Origin of the sequence: Martinezella miluonensis (assembly GCF_900094545.1) — a bacterium.
Classification (GTDB): Bacteria; Pseudomonadota; Alphaproteobacteria; order Rhizobiales; family Rhizobiaceae; genus Rhizobium; species Rhizobium miluonense.
In genome coordinates, this window is the sequence record NZ_FMAH01000005.1 from 84377 (window position 1) to 98447 (window position 14071).

The window sequence follows — 14071 nt, forward strand, 5'->3', positions numbered from 1 at the left end:
TCGCGGGGCGCCGCTCGCGACCGATCGCAATGTCGCCATGCAACACCAGCCACACGAGGCGCCCGGCTTTCGCCAGGCGCAGAAGCGGAAATTTTGATGCTGCATATTCTTTATTTCGTCCACGATCTTGCCGATCCCGCCGTGCGCCGACGGGTGCTGATGCTGCAGGCGGGCGGGGCACTCGTGACGTTGGCGGGTTTCCGGCGCGAGGATAATGCGCTGGCCACCATCCATGGTGTCGAGCCGATCGAGCTCGGCAGGACGCAGGATGCCCAGTTTGCCCAGCGTGTTGCCGCAGTCGCCAGATCGGCAGCGAAATTACGCAGCGCGTTGAGTTCGGTCGCAAGGCCTGACGTTATCATCGGCCGCAACCTCGAGATGCTGGCGCTGGCCAATCGCGCCAAGTCCGTCTTCGGCGGCGACATGCCGATCGTCTATGAGTGCCTTGACATCCACCGGCTGCTGCTGCGCGACGATGTGGTGGGTGGCGCGCTTCGTGGCGCAGAGCGCCATTTCGGCTCGCAGGCGGCGCTGCTCATCACCAGCTCTCCTGCCTTCGTCGAGCGCTATTTCCGCCCGCGCTCCGGCCTGCGCCTGCCCATCATGCTGCTCGAAAACAAGGTGCTGGCGCTCGAGCCAGCTGCACGCGCCGCTGCACCGAGCGCAAGGCCGCCGGCTGCAGGCAAACCATGGAAGATCGGTTGGTTCGGCGCGCTCCGTTGCCGCAAGTCTTTGGCATTGCTCGACGATTTCTCTCGCCTGATGGAAGGTCGTTTCGAGATCGTCCTGCGAGGCAGGCCCGCTTATGCCGAGTTCGAGGATTTTGATCGCCTCGTGCGCGATGCGCCCTTCATGCATTTTGCCGGCGCCTACAAGAACCCTGAGGATCTTTCGACGATCTACAACGACGTTCAGTTCTCCTGGGCGATCGACTTCTTCGAAGAAGGGTTGAATTCAAGCTGGCTGCTGCCGAACCGCCTTTATGAAGGCGGCCTCTATGGCGCCGTGCCGATCGCGTTCGATGGCACCGAGACGGCAAGGTTTCTCGCAAGCCGAAAGATTGGGCTTACGCTTGATACGGCCGACGCCGCACATCTCGCCGCGCTTTTGGGTAGGATGGACGAGCAGCGCTATCTCGCAGCTTTCGAGGCCGTGGCATCCCAGGACAGCAAGCAATGGATGACCGATCGTGCCGACTGCCAGGGACTGGTGCAGCGGCTGGCATCCCTCACGCGCGCCAATGAGCCGTTTGCCGAAGTACAGACCCTCCCACAACTGCATCGCAATAGAGGTGGATTGCAATGACGACCGGAAGTTCAGGAGATATGCGCTGCATAATCGTTATTCCTTGTCTCAACGAGGAAAAGCATATCGAGCCGTTGATCGGTAAACTCGGCCAGGCGCTGGATGATCTTGACGCCCGGATCGTCGTCGCCGATGGCGGCAGCACCGATCGCACGCGCGAGATCGTCGGGGACATCGCCGAGAGAGATCCGCGTGTCCTGCTGCTCGACAATCCGAAACGGCTGCAGAGCGCCGCGATCAATCTCGCCATGGAAGTCTTCGGCGAGGACTACGAATACTTCATCCGTATCGACGCGCATGGCGACTATCCGGTCGATTATTGCCAGACACTGGTTCAGGAAGCCGGCGCGACCGGCGCGGATTCCGTCGTCGTCGCCATGCGCACGATGGGCTTCAGTGCCTTCCAGAAGGCAACCGCGGTGGCGCAGAATTCCAAGCTCGGCAACGGCGGTTCGAAGCATCGCGAGGGCGCCAAGGGGCATTGGGCCGAGCATGGGCACCATGCGCTGATGCGGGTTTCGGCCTTCCGCTCCGTCGGTGGCTATGACGAGACCTTCAGTCACAATGAGGATGCCGAGCTGGATTACCGGCTGCACAAGGCCGGCTATCGTATCTGGCTTACGGACAAGACGGCCATGACCTATTATCCGCGTGCCAGCGTCCCGACGCTCTTCAAACAATATCTCGGCTACGGCCGCGGCCGGGCGCGCAATATTCTCAAGCATCGCAGCATGCCGAGCCCGCGCCAGATGCTGCCGCTGGCGGTCGTGCCGATCTTCATCGGCGCCTTCCTGGCCGTTCTCAATTGGATTGCGGTCATTCCCGTCGGCCTCTGGGCCGTGGCCTGCATCGCCTACGGCTTCTGGATCGCCCTTGGCCACCGGAACCCCTATGGGCCGCTCGCGGCCATCTCCGCCATGGTCATGCATTTCGCCTGGTCCATGGGCTTCTGGATGGAGGTCTTCAGCTTCCGCAATCGCAGGGTCGCGTCATGATGCAGGTCCATCGGCGCCCGATAAAGATCGACATCGCAGTATGCACCTATCGGCGGGCAGAGCTCGATCAGACGTTGCTGTCGCTGGCGGTGCTCAGCGTTCCTGCCGGCGCGATCATCCGGATCATCGTTGCCGACAATGATGTCACGCCGAGCGCGCGGGACCGTGTCGAAGCCATGCGTTCGGCGGTGCCCTTTGAGATCCTCTATGTCCATTGCCCGGCATCGAATATCTCGATTGCCCGCAATGCCTGCCTGGATCACGCAAGCGGTGACTTCCTAGCCTTCATTGACGACGACGAGACGGCTTCGGAGGACTGGCTGACGGAAATGCTCGTCATGGCCGATACCACCGGCGCCGATGCCGTCCTCGGTCCCGTCCAGGCGGTTTACGCAAACGTTGCTCCCGCCTGGATGCAGCGCGGCGATTTCCATTCGACCTTACCCGTCTGGGTCTCGGGAGAAATTCTGACCGGCTATACCTGCAATGTGTTGCTGCGCCGTGGCGCGCCCTCGCTTGCCGGCCGGCGCTTCAATATCGCGCTTGGGCGCAGCGGCGGCGAGGATACCGAGTTCTTCAGCCACATGCACAGGGCCGGCGGCAGGATCGCCTATGCCGAAGATGCGCTGGTCTATGAGCCCGTTCCCAACGGACGTGCGACGATATCCTGGCTGTCGAAGCGCCGGTATCGCATGGGGCAGACGCATGGTCGCATGCTGCTGGAGGCAGCTGGCGGTTTCGGGCGCTGGCGCGCGATCGTGCTTGCGGGCACGAAATCCGCTTACTGCTTTGCTGCCGCAGCGCTGCTTTCAGCGTCTCCCGTCAAGCGGCATCGCTATGGCCTGCGGGGCATCATGCATGCCGGCGTCGTCAGCGGCCTCTTTGGAGTTCGCGAAATCGAGCAATACGGAAGTCTGGAGAAAGCACCGCAATGACGGATTTCATCCCCGATGTCAGTTTCGTCATCGCTGCCTACAATGCCGAGGACACGCTCGAGCGTGCCATCGACAGCGCTCTGGCCCAAGGTGCCGTCAGCATGGAAGTTATCGTCGTCGACGATTGCTCGACGGATGGTACGCGCGAAATTGCCGGTAACCACCCGGATCCGCGTGTTCGCCTCGTCGCTATGCCCCGCAACGGCGGCCCGGGTGCTGCTCGCAATGCCGGGCTCGATGCAGCCCGCGGCCGCTGGGTGGCCGTGCTCGATTCCGATGACGCCCTGCGCCCGGATCGCATGGCGCGGCTGATCGCCAGGGCGGAAAGAGCCGAGGCGCAGATCGTGGTCGACAATCTTGACGTCATTCGCGAGGATATCGGAACGACGGCGACCATGTTCCCCGAGCCGATGCTGGCGCGCATGCCATTGCTGACGCTGGCAAAATTCATTGCCTCCAACATGATTTTCCAGTCGGAGCATAATTTCGGCTACATGAAGCCGATCTTCGAGCGTGCCTTCGTCGAGAAGCATCACCTGCGCTTCGACGAGACGCTGCGGATCGGCGAGGACTATATTTTCCTGGCGTCGGCTCTGGCGAGAGGCGGCGTCTGCGTCGTCGAACCGACCGCAGGCTACCTCTACTACATTCGCGAGGGATCGATCTCGAGGGTGCTCAGACAAGACCATGTCGAGGCGATGCTCGCAGCCGACACCAGATTCTTTGCCGAGCATCCCTTCGGCGCTGCAGCCCTTGCCGCACAACGGCGGCGCACGCGCAACCTGAAGGATGTCATCGCATTCCTGAAGCTGGTCGACAGCATCAAGGGACGCGAATTGCAATCCATGCTGAAGATCGCGTGCCTCAACCCCCGCGCGGTGCGTCATCTCAGCATGCCGGTTTTTGCCCGTTTTCGTCGGTTGGCCACGTCTCTGCGGAGCCGCCGTCAACCGCCGGCGCCCACCCCTCAACTTTCCTCCCCCCTGCCTAATATGGGCGCAGGCCCTCACTCTAACAAAGGATAGAGCCATGGACCCCAAACATCGTGTCAGAAAAGCAGTCATCCCGGTTGCTGGTAACGGAACGCGCTTCCTGCCCGCTACCAAGGCGATGCCAAAGGAGATGCTGACGATCGTCGATCGTCCGGTCGTGCAATATGCCGTCGACGAAGCCATCGAGGCCGGCATCGAGCACATCGTCTTCGTCACCAGCCGTAATAAGTCGGCGATCGAAGACCATTTCGATGATACGCCGGAGCTGATTTCCTCGCTGCAGCGTGCTGGCAAGAGCCATCAGGTCAGCGAGTTGGAGCGCCTCCTGCCTCGGCCGGGCTCCGTGAGCTTCACTCGCCAGCAGGCTCCGCTCGGCCTCGGCCACGCCGTCTGGTGTGCCCGCGACCTGATCGGCAACGAGCCCTTCGCGCTGCTTTTGCCCGACATGCTGTGCTACGGCATGCGTGGCTGCATGGCCGGCCTGATGGATCTCTATAACGAGGTTGGCGGCAACATCGTTGCCGTCGAGGAGTGCGCTCCGGAAGAGACGTCGAAATATGGCATCATCGGCAAGGGCGCGGCGGTTCGGCATGGCTTTGCCGTGACCAAAATGGTCGAAAAGCCGCATCCGTCCGAGGCGCCTTCAAACTTTTACCTCAATGGTCGTTATATTCTTCAGCCCGAGATCTTCGATATTCTGGCCCGCCAGGAGCGCGGCGCCGGTAATGAGATCCAGCTGACCGACGGCATGCTGCGTCTCTCCGAGACGCAATCGTTCCATGCTCAGGTCTATAACGGACGCACGTTCGACTGCGGGTCCAAGCATGGCTTTATCGAAGCGAACGTCGCTTTCGCGCTCGCTCGCTCCGATATTGGCGGCTTGGTCTATGACTCGATCCGCAACCTGGTCGTCTCGCACGAAGCGCAGATGACCGCCGCTTAAGCCTGTTCACATTTGACCTGCGGCCGTGAGGGTCGCAGGTCGTGGCTATTGTTCATTCAGGCTTCTCCGACAAGGTGGTCGCCATGCATCAGAAGAATTTCACTTTCCATAGCGCTCTTCCCCAAGGAGAGTCGCAGGATAGTTTCATCGACCTCGATCGGCTGATGGCGATCGTGACCCGTCGCATCCGCACCATCCTCCTTACCGTGGCTGCCTGCGTCATTCTGGCCGTGGCCTATTTGCTGACCGCGACGTCGAGCTACACGTCGATGACGCAGATATTGCTCGACGAAAGCATGACGAAATATGCCGAGGATCAGCCACCGGCCGCCAGCGGCCAGCAGGCGGACATGGAAATCGCAAGCGCTGTCGAAATCCTCAAATCGAACGAGATGGCTTTACGCGTTGCCGATACCGGTGGTCTTGCCGACAACAACACGCTGCTCAATCCGCCACTATCGCCGGCAGCCTTGCTGAAATCCGGTGTCGGCCTCATCGTCAGCATCTTTACGCCGGGCCGCCCGCCAATGACGCCGGAAGAGCAGCGTGAGGCCCAACGTCAGAAGGTTGCTGCCGTTTTGCAGGACAACCTCAAGGTCGAGCGCGTGACGCGAAGCTCGGTTGTCGCGGTTTCCTACAGCTCGACCGACAAGCAGCTGGCCGCCAAGGTCACGCGTGCCTATGCCGATGCCTATCTGACCGACCAACTGAACGCCAATTTCGACGCGACCGAACGCGCGTCCGTCTGGCTGCAGGAACGTCTGAACGATCTGCGTCAGCGCTCGCAGGAGGCTTCGCTCGAAGTCGAGAAATACAAAGCCGACAACGGCTTGACCTCGACCGGCGGCGAGCTGATGTCGGAACAGCAGATTTCCGACTTAAACAAGCAGTTGATCATCGCTCAGGCCGATTCGGCCAGCGCCTCCGCGCGCTACAATCAATACAAGTCGATCATCGACCAGGGTCCGGACAATGCCGTCAAGAACGCAACCATTTCATCCAGCCAGACCGATAATTCCGTCTTGCAGGATCTGAAGACACGCTATCTCGCGGTCCAGAAGCGCGAGCAGGACGTCACGCAGAATTTCGGCGCCAATCATCCGCAAGCCGTGGCACTCCGCGCCGAGCGGCAGGATATTACGCGCCAGATCTATCAGGAGCTCCAGCAGCTCACCGCCAGCTACAAGAACGAATATGACGTGGCGCAATCGCGAGCGTCGTCGCTGCGCGAAAGCATCGAAAACGTCGTTGGTAAGAATTCCGAAGCCAACAAGTCGCTGGTTCATTTGAACGAATTGAACCAGAAGGCGACGGCACTGAAGAGCCTTTACGAATCCTACCTGGGCCGTTTCGAACAGGCGACCCAGCAGCGCTCTTTCCCGATCGCCAAGGCGCGTGTCATCTCGGTTGCCGGCGTACCCACTGCGCCCTCCAGCCCGAAGAGGACGCTTATCATGGCGCTTTCGGTCATCCTCGGTCTGATGGCCGGCTGCGGATTGGCTGCCCTCCAGGAGTTCCGCGATCGCTTTTTCCGTGTCGAAGCGGATGTGCGCATGGCTCTCGGGCTCAAGTTCCTCGGCTATCTGCCGCTGCTCGGCCAACAGAGCAAGAGCAAGAAGAAACCGCGCAAGCCGAATGCAGGACCAGTGCCAGCAACCGCGGAAGAGCCGGAAAACGGCGTTGCCTTCGAGCGTATCATGCGTATCTCGGTCGAAGCGCCGCGCTCGATCTTCGCCGAGACCTTGAGGAACGCCAAGCTCGCCAGCGACATCATGCTACAGGGCCGCGCCGATCGCGTGATCGGCGTCGTTTCGGCGTTGCCCGGCGAGGGCAAGTCGACGACGGCCGCCAATTTTGCCGCCCTGCTCGCCAGCAGCGGCAAGCGCACACTGCTTATCGATGCCGATTTGCGCAATCCGGGCCTCAGCCGCACGTTGAAGTCGCCGCCGCAGGCCGGCTTGATCGAGGCTGTGCTTGGCGAGGTTCCTTGGACCAATGCCGTAAAGGTCGACCCGCGCACCAAGCTTGCCATCCTCCCGGTTGCTGTGCGCGATCACCTGCTGCACACCAGCGAGCTTCTGTCCTCGCAGGGCATGCAGCATCTCATGGAAAATGCGCGCAAGTTGTTCGACTACATCGTCGTCGATCTTGCACCTCTTGGTCCCGTCATCGACGCAAAGGCCTTTGCGCCGCAGGTCGATGCCTTCCTGCTGGTTGCCGAATGGGGTGCGACGCCGACCAATCTGGTTCGCGATATTCTGGAGCAGGAGCCGCAGATCAATTCGCGGATCCTCGGCGTCATCCTCAACAAGACCGACATGTCGGAATTGCCGCGCTACAGCGATTTCGGCGGGACGGAGCGCTACCGGCAGAAATATGTGAGCTACTACACCGAGGCGCAGCCGCGCGCCCAGGTGGATGCTTAGTCTGCCTATGCCTTGCCGGCTTTGAGCCGGGTTCTCGCCAAGGCATGTTCGCGCCAGATCGTGAATATGCCTGCCGCAACGACGATGAGCGCGCCCACAATCATGGGCGCGCTCAGCTTTTCGCCGAATATGCTGACACCGATAATGGCGGAGAGCACAAGCTGCAGATAGGTCAGCGGCTGGATCACCACCGCGTCGAGCAGGTCGTAGGCGCGAATGAGGAAATAGTGGCTTGAGACGCCGGTCAGGCAGAGAATCCCCATGAAGATCCAGTCATGCGGCGCGAGCGTCGTCCAGAAGAATGGGCCGATGCAGCTCATGGCGACCGCGCCCACCACGCCCGTATAGAAAAAGCTGGTCATGGCACCGTCGTCGCGGCTGACATAACGTGTGAGGACGACATAGAACGAAAACAGTAGTGCGCCGGAAAGGGGCAACAGGAAGCGGACATCGAAGACGCCGCTCTCCGGTTTCAGGATCAGCAGGACGCCGACGAAGCCGAAGCAGATCGCCAGCCATCGCCGCCAGCCGACCTTTTCGCCAAGGATCGGTATGGACAGCATGGCCACCATCAGAGGCCCGGAGGAAAAGATCGCCTGCGAATGGGCCAGTCCGACGATGACGAAGGACGAAATGGCGACGACGATCTGTGCGGCGAGCAGCAGACCGCGGGCTATCTGCAAGACCGGGCGCTTGGTCCTTATGTTGCGTCGCAGGCCGCCCGGTGCGCGCGAGGCCATCGCGATGGCAAAAAGCATGAAGGCCCAATAACGGATCATCGCCACCAGAAGCGGCGGATAGGCGCTGACGAGGTGCTTGGATATGCCGTCCTGTATGGCGAATATGCTGATGGCCAACAGTGTGAAGACGTAACCGGTACTATTGGATTTCATTATTTTTGACGGAAGAAGATGTGGGGGGCTCGGAGGCGCCGGAACCCGGCGTCGCGGTTACATTAGCTTATTCATCGGCTAGTCATAGGCTTCATATCTGACTTTCGGATTAGCCGAGCAGCCGCGCGTCAGCCTTTTTTACGAGCCTCGACGAAAGCACTGAAACCTTCGATGAACGCCGCGAGATTGTGCTTCACCTTCTCGTCGACGATCGCGCCGTCGGCGTCGAAGACGCTGCCGGCCCGCGACACCATCAACCGGCCGCCAAACCAGGCTTCGGCACCGAGTGTGCGCAGGACCGTCAGCCAGGCATTCTGGCTGAGGATGGTGCCAAAATTGCCGGGCGAGGCGCCGAGGACGGCGACCGGCTTTCCGCCGAAGACCTGAGCGATGTCGGTCGAGGGGCGGCTCATCCAGTCGATGGCGTTCTTGAAGACGCCGGGAAGCGAATTGTTGTATTCCGGCGTGAACAGGATCAGCCCATCGGCTGCGATGGCCAGATCCTTGAGCTCGCGGACCTTTTCCGGAATGCCGTCCGCCGCCTCGAGATCGGCGTCATAGAGCGGCACGCCGTGGATGGTGCGGGCGATCAGCTCGACGCCGCTTGGCGCCAGCTCGACGGCGGCGTGGAGCAGGGCCGTATTGAAGGAGCCTTTGCGCAGGCTGCCAGAAATGCCGAGTATCTTCATCGCTTCCCCCATTTGCCGTTACAGGGAGACATTTATGGTTCGACGCCCTTCGTCAAGTTCCAAGAGCGATCTTACGCTGCGAGCAGCGACTTCAGCTTGACGGTGCTTGCCGCCAGAGCATTGTGATCCGGATGCGCGCGGGCTGCAATCAGCATTTCGGCGAGGCGGATATCGCGCGCGATGGCATTGCCGCGGCCGATGCCGCTTGCGGCAAGAAGCCGGCCGTCAATGCCCAAATGAAACAGGATGAATGCCCCGTCATCAAGGTCGCGCCGGACATGAGTGACCGCCTCATCCGCAAGGCCGGCAATCTGCAGCGTCAGGTCATACTGGTCGGACCAGAACCACGGCACGGCGGATATTTCGGCGCCTTCTCCCAGCATGTTGGCGGCGGCCAGATTTGCCTGCTCCTGTGCATTGCGCCAGGATTCGAGGCGAATGCGCCTTCCGCTATAGAGTGCGAGCGGGAAGGAGCAGCAATCGCCTGCCGCATAGATGTCGGCAATGGAGGTTTCTAGGCGCTCGTTGACGGCAATGCCGTTGTCGATGGCCAGCCCCGCTTCCGCGGCAAGCGCGACATTCGGCAAGGCGCCGATGCCAACGAGCAGCAGATCGGCAGAGATCATTTCGCCGTTAGCCAAACGAACGACCGCCTTCTCGGCTTCTTCCGCGATGGCTTCGATGCTCTGGCCGCAGCGGATCTGCGCACCTTCCTGACGATGGCGTTCGGCAATCGCCTCGGCGATTGCCTCCGGCACGCCGCGCTTCAACACGCGCGGCAGGCCTTCGATGACCGTGACGTCGGCACCGCGCATGCGCGCCGTTGCCGCCAGCTCAAGACCGATGAAGCCGCCACCGATGATGGCGATATGCTGACCGGGGTGAAGCGCGGCATGCAAAGCCACCGCATCTGCATGGGTCCGCAGCATGCGGATGCGGTGGGAGGCGCTGTCGACGCCGGGGAAACTCCGTGCCGAGGCTCCGGTTGTGAGCAAAAGTTTGTCGTAACCGAGTGTTTGTCCGCCAGCGAGGCTGATCGTTTTCGTGACAGGATCGATCGCCGAGACCGTCGTACCGAGCCTGATGTCGATCGATTGCTCCCGGTATCGCTCCAATGTGGCGACGAATTTCGGTTCCGGCGCTTCACCCGATCCGCCTTTCGAAAGGGGCGGACGTTCGTAGGGGGCGAGCGGCTCGGTGCCGATGAGGGTGATGTCGCCCTCAAATCCCTTTTCACGAAGCGCGAAGGCGGCACGGGCACCGCATTCTCCGGCCCCGACGATAACGAAATGCGCCATGCCTGCCTCCTCAAAGCCCGATGAAGACGGTGCCGTCCTCGACCTTGACCGGGTAGGTCTGCAGGTTGACGCAGACCGGTGCACCCTTGGCTTCGCCTGTGCGATAGTCGAAGCGGCCATTGTGCTTGGGACATTCGATGATGTTATCCATGACCAAGCCGTCGGCGAGATGGATCTTCTCGTGGGTGCAGAGGCCATCCGTGGCGAAATAATCGTCCTCCGGGCTGCGATAGACGGCGAAAGTTCGCCCGTCATGATCGAAACGGATGACATCCTCTTCGTCGATCGCATCGGCGGCGCAGACTTCGATCCAGTTGCTCATGTTTTCCTCTCTTTGCATGTCCGGTTTATTGAGCGGCCGCGGCCGGAGGTTCGCCGTGGAACTCCTCGCGATAGGGCCGCGCCGTCGGCGGCAACTCGCGCTTCAGGAAATAGTCCTCGTTGCGCAATTGCCGCAGGAATGCCGGTATCATCTCGCGATAGCCGGACCACATGGATGGGTTCGGCGCCGGCAGGTCGTGCTTGATCATTGCATGCAGCTTCGGCAGCGCATGATAGGGCACCATCGGGAACATGTGATGTTCGACATGGTAGTTCATGTTCCAGTAGATGAAGCGGCTAATCGGATTCATCATGACGGTGCGGCTGTTCAGCCTGTGGTCGATGACGTTGTCGGCAAGGCCGCCATGCTGCAGCAGGCCGGTCAGGACGTGATGCCAGGCGCCATAGAGTCGTGGAAGACCGATCAGCATCAGCGGCAGGATCGAGCCCATGGCGATTGCCGTTGCAATGGTCACGACATAGACGGCAAACCAGATGCGGGCGATGCGAATGGCCTTCGGCTGCTCCATCTCGGGGATAAAGGTCTTTTCCGCGGCGCTGACGACGCCGCCGGCATTGCGCAGCATATCTACGATGGCGTGCCAGGCATCGAGGATGCCGAAGAAATTCAGGACGAGGCGAAAGAGATCCGGTGGCCGCATAACGGCAATTTCCGGGTCGCGGCCGACGATAACGGTATCCGTGTGGTGGCGCGCATGGCTCCAGCGCCAGGTCACCGGATTGCGCATGATCATGAAGCAGGCGATCTGGTAGACCGCGTCGTTCATCCAGCGCGTCTTGAACGCCGTGCCATGGCCGCATTCATGCCAGCGGCTATCGGAGGCTGAGCCGTAAAGCACGCCATAGGCCAGGAAAAAGGGGATGCAAATCCACGATCCCCAGAAATAGACACCCAGGGCAGCGAAGACCGCCATGCTGCCGAGCCAGATGATGGTGTCGCGGATCGCCGGCGCGTCTGAGCGCTGCATCAGCGCCTTCATGTCCTTGCGCGGCACATCCGTATGATACCATTCGGCGGCCGCGAGTCCGGTTTCCACTGCCAGCCTGCCGCTCACACCGAGCAGATCGTAGTCACGCTTGATTATCGTTGTCATCCATGCCTCCCGCGATGTGCAACAGCACACCGCCCTCGATGCCAGAAACGATAGATCGACTTTTCGCTTGCCTCAATGCATGAATGATGGAATCTATCAAAACATATCAAATTCTGATGTCATCAATGATGGCATATCTCAGGAGCAGCCATGCGTCGGCCCACCATATCGGATCTTGCCAAGGCATCCGGCGTCAGCGTCGCCACGATCGATCGCGTGCTGAACGGACGGCATCGTGTACGCGAGGAAACGGCACGGCGTGTCTACGAAGCGGCGCAGGAAATCGGCTATCATGCCGTTGGTCTCCTGCGTCAGCGGGTCTTCGAAGACCTGCCCGCAATATCGATTGGGCTTCGTCTTGCAGAAGCCGGTTCAGGCCTTCTATCAGGCATTTGCCAGGGAGATCGCCACGGCCGCGCAGGCGGTCACTACAGCGCGGATCAATGCCCATATTGATTTCGTAGCCGCCTCGACTCCGACTGCGATTGTCGAGAAGCTGAAGATAGTCGCCGCACGCAGCCAAGCGGTTGCGCTCGTCGCGCCGGATTACCCGGCGGTCACGGCTGCAATCGAGGAATTGAAGGAAAAAGGCATTCCGGTCTTTTCCTTGCTGTCCGATTTCTCCACCACGGCGCGCCAGGGCTACATCGGTGTCGACAACCGCAAAGTCGGGCGCACGGCCGCCTGGATCATCGCGCGCTCGGCGCGGCGCCCGGGCAAGGTGGCCTGTTTTGTCGGCAGCCATCGCTTCCTTGGTCATGAGCTGCGCGAAATCGGCTTCCGGTCTTATTTCCGCGAGAATGCGCCGGAATTCGAGGTGCTGGACACGCTCATCAATCTCGACACGCCGGAGATCACGCATGAGGCGACGCTTGATCTTCTGCAGAAACACCCCGACCTCATCGGCTTCTATGTTTGCGGCGGCGGCATGGAGGGGGCTATTTCGGCCATTCGAGAGGAGCGGCTGTCCGGCAAGCTGATCGCCGTCGTCAATGAGCTGACGCCGGAATCGAAGGCAGCACTCGCCGACGATGTCGTTGCCATGACGATCGGCACGCCGCTGCCCGCACTCTGCAACGAACTGATGAGCCTGATGATCAAGTCCGTCGAGAGCGACGAGGCTGTCGTTCCCGGACAAAACTTCCTGCCATTTGAAATTTTTCTATCGGAAAACATCTGACTGGGATGATTGAATTCCATCATTTTGCCGATAATTCTATCAGGAATGATGGCTGAAGCCGATGGAACAAGGCCCTGAATCTCGCTAGTCCTTCGCAAAGCAGGCGCGGCGGATTGGACTATCTTTTGCGGCCGGACGCCTTGAGGAGGAGTGCCCATCATGAGTTCCATTCGTTTCGCGCTCAATCATATGTGCGCGCCGTCCCTGAACCTGGAATCGTTTTTTGCCGCCGCAAAGGAGCTCGGCATCGACAGCGTCGAGATTCGCAACGATCTTGCCGGAAACGCGATACTGGATGGCACGCCTGCAAAAGCCGTCAAGGAACTGGCCGAGCGCCAGGGGCTTACAATCATCTCCATCAACGCGCTGCAGCGCTTCAACGAATGGAATGATGAGCGCGCCCGAGAAGCGGCGGAGCTCATTGATTATGCGCGCGATTGCGGCGCGAAAGCCCTCGTTCTTGTTCCGGTCAATGACGGCAGCGGCCGTGAGCCGGAGGTGCGCCGCGCCAATCTCCGCAACGCGCTGTCGGCCCTGAAGCCGATGCTGGAGGCTGCCGGCATTGTCGGTCTAGTCGAGCCGCTCGGCTTCGAAATCTGCTCGCTGCGCCTGAAGAGCGAGGCGGCTGCCGCGATCGAAGAGCTCGATGCGAAATCCACCTTCCGCCTTGTGCACGATACCTTCCACCACCACCTCGCAGGCGAGGCCGCGACTTTCCCTGATCTAACGGGTCTGGTGCATATTTCCGGTGTCAGCGATGCCGACGTTTCGGTTGCGGACATGCGTGATCCGCATCGGGTTCTGGTCGATGCCAGCGACCGTCTCGACAATGTCGGCCAGTTGCGGGCACTGCTTTCCGCCGGTTACGCCGGCCCGGCTTCGTTCGAGCCCTTCGCACCGACGGTACACGCCCTGAAGGAGCCCGTGGCCGCGATCAAGGAAAGCATGGCCTATATGACGGGCAAGCTCTGAGTTTTGC

Annotated in this window: 12 protein-coding genes and 1 pseudogene; 8 read left to right on the forward strand and 5 right to left on the reverse strand. The window is 60.7% G+C overall.

Annotation, left to right across the window (positions count from 1 at the left end; translation table 11 throughout):
• Nucleotides 1-96: 96 nt before the first annotated feature.
• The 6 genes from GA0061102_RS07335 (at nt 97) to GA0061102_RS07360 (ending at nt 7596) form a co-directional block, all read left to right on the forward strand.
• Nucleotides 97-1305 carry a glycosyl transferase family 1 gene (locus tag GA0061102_RS07335; protein WP_092845440.1) on the forward strand — a complete coding sequence of 403 codons (1209 nt, stop codon included), beginning with the start codon at nt 97-99 and terminating at the stop codon, nt 1303-1305.
• A complete protein-coding gene (locus tag GA0061102_RS07340; RefSeq protein ID WP_092845442.1) occupies nt 1302-2300 on the forward strand; it encodes a glycosyltransferase family 2 protein in 999 nt (332 codons plus the stop codon). The genes GA0061102_RS07335 and GA0061102_RS07340 overlap by 4 nt, the downstream gene beginning before the upstream one ends.
• Nucleotides 2297-3235 carry a glycosyltransferase family 2 protein gene (locus GA0061102_RS07345; protein ID WP_092845444.1) on the forward strand — a complete coding sequence of 313 codons (939 nt, stop codon included), beginning with the start codon at nt 2297-2299 and terminating at the stop codon, nt 3233-3235. Before GA0061102_RS07340 ends, GA0061102_RS07345 begins: the two co-directional genes overlap by 4 nt.
• Nucleotides 3232-4260 (forward strand): glycosyltransferase family 2 protein, encoded by a 1029-nt coding sequence (locus GA0061102_RS07350; RefSeq protein WP_092845446.1) that lies wholly within the window; start codon nt 3232-3234, stop codon nt 4258-4260. The genes GA0061102_RS07345 and GA0061102_RS07350 overlap by 4 nt, the downstream gene beginning before the upstream one ends.
• A 4-nt stretch (nt 4261-4264) precedes the next feature.
• Nucleotides 4265-5170 (forward strand): UTP--glucose-1-phosphate uridylyltransferase, encoded by a 906-nt coding sequence (locus tag GA0061102_RS07355; protein WP_092845448.1) that lies wholly within the window; start codon nt 4265-4267, stop codon nt 5168-5170.
• A gap of 83 nt (nt 5171-5253) precedes the next feature.
• Entirely contained in the window at nt 5254-7596 is a 2343-nt protein-coding gene (locus GA0061102_RS07360) for a polysaccharide biosynthesis tyrosine autokinase (RefSeq protein ID WP_092845656.1), read from the forward strand.
• A 5-nt stretch (nt 7597-7601) separates the two neighbouring features.
• Here the strand turns inward: GA0061102_RS07360 and GA0061102_RS07365 are convergent, their stop codons facing one another.
• From GA0061102_RS07365 to GA0061102_RS07385, 5 genes are all read right to left on the reverse strand, one after another.
• Nucleotides 7602-8489, reverse strand: coding sequence for a DMT family transporter (locus GA0061102_RS07365; protein ID WP_092845450.1), 888 nt, complete (start codon nt 8487-8489; stop codon nt 7602-7604).
• A gap of 128 nt (nt 8490-8617) precedes the next feature.
• A complete protein-coding gene (locus GA0061102_RS07370) occupies nt 8618-9178 on the reverse strand; it encodes an NADPH-dependent FMN reductase (protein ID WP_092845452.1) in 561 nt (186 codons plus the stop codon).
• A gap of 71 nt (nt 9179-9249) precedes the next feature.
• Complete coding sequence (locus GA0061102_RS07375; protein WP_092845454.1) at nt 9250-10476, reverse strand: NAD(P)/FAD-dependent oxidoreductase; 1227 nt, start codon at nt 10474-10476, stop codon at nt 9250-9252.
• 10 nt (nt 10477-10486) lie between these two features.
• Nucleotides 10487-10798 carry a MocE family 2Fe-2S type ferredoxin gene (locus GA0061102_RS07380; RefSeq protein ID WP_092845456.1) on the reverse strand — a complete coding sequence of 104 codons (312 nt, stop codon included), beginning with the start codon at nt 10796-10798 and terminating at the stop codon, nt 10487-10489.
• Between the two features lie 25 nt (nt 10799-10823).
• On the reverse strand, nt 10824-11912 hold the full coding sequence (locus tag GA0061102_RS07385) for a fatty acid desaturase family protein (RefSeq protein ID WP_092845458.1): 1089 nt from the start codon (nt 11910-11912) through the stop codon (nt 10824-10826).
• Nucleotides 11913-12062: 150 nt separating this feature from the next.
• Here GA0061102_RS07385 and GA0061102_RS07390 point away from each other — a divergent pair.
• Both GA0061102_RS07390 and GA0061102_RS07395 read left to right on the forward strand, forming a co-directional pair.
• Nucleotides 12063-13092, forward strand: a pseudogene (locus GA0061102_RS07390) (LacI family DNA-binding transcriptional regulator).
• A 159-nt stretch (nt 13093-13251) separates the two neighbouring features.
• The gene (locus tag GA0061102_RS07395) at nt 13252-14064 is read left to right on the forward strand and encodes a TIM barrel protein (RefSeq protein WP_092845460.1); all 813 of its coding nucleotides are present in this window, start codon (nt 13252-13254) and stop codon (nt 14062-14064) included.
• Nucleotides 14065-14071 lie beyond the last annotated feature (7 nt).

Bases quoted from the DNA above. Each gene is read 5' to 3' on its own strand.
- GA0061102_RS07335 (WP_092845440.1), top strand. From the start codon at position 97: ATGCTGCATATTCTTTATTTCGTCCACGATCTTGCCGATCCCGCCGTG.
- GA0061102_RS07340 (WP_092845442.1), top strand. From the start codon at position 1,302: ATGACGACCGGAAGTTCAGGAGATATGCGCTGCATAATCGTTATTCCT.
- GA0061102_RS07345 (WP_092845444.1), top strand. From the start codon at position 2,297: ATGATGCAGGTCCATCGGCGCCCGATAAAGATCGACATCGCAGTATGC.
- GA0061102_RS07350 (WP_092845446.1), top strand. From the start codon at position 3,232: ATGACGGATTTCATCCCCGATGTCAGTTTCGTCATCGCTGCCTACAAT.
- GA0061102_RS07355 (WP_092845448.1), top strand. From the start codon at position 4,265: ATGGACCCCAAACATCGTGTCAGAAAAGCAGTCATCCCGGTTGCTGGT.
- GA0061102_RS07360 (WP_092845656.1), top strand. From the start codon at position 5,254: ATGCATCAGAAGAATTTCACTTTCCATAGCGCTCTTCCCCAAGGAGAG.
- GA0061102_RS07365 (WP_092845450.1), bottom strand. From the start codon at position 8,489: ATGAAATCCAATAGTACCGGTTACGTCTTCACACTGTTGGCCATCAGC.
- GA0061102_RS07370 (WP_092845452.1), bottom strand. From the start codon at position 9,178: ATGAAGATACTCGGCATTTCTGGCAGCCTGCGCAAAGGCTCCTTCAAT.
- GA0061102_RS07375 (WP_092845454.1), bottom strand. From the start codon at position 10,476: ATGGCGCATTTCGTTATCGTCGGGGCCGGAGAATGCGGTGCCCGTGCC.
- GA0061102_RS07380 (WP_092845456.1), bottom strand. From the start codon at position 10,798: ATGAGCAACTGGATCGAAGTCTGCGCCGCCGATGCGATCGACGAAGAG.
- GA0061102_RS07385 (WP_092845458.1), bottom strand. From the start codon at position 11,912: ATGACAACGATAATCAAGCGTGACTACGATCTGCTCGGTGTGAGCGGC.
- GA0061102_RS07395 (WP_092845460.1), top strand. From the start codon at position 13,252: ATGAGTTCCATTCGTTTCGCGCTCAATCATATGTGCGCGCCGTCCCTG.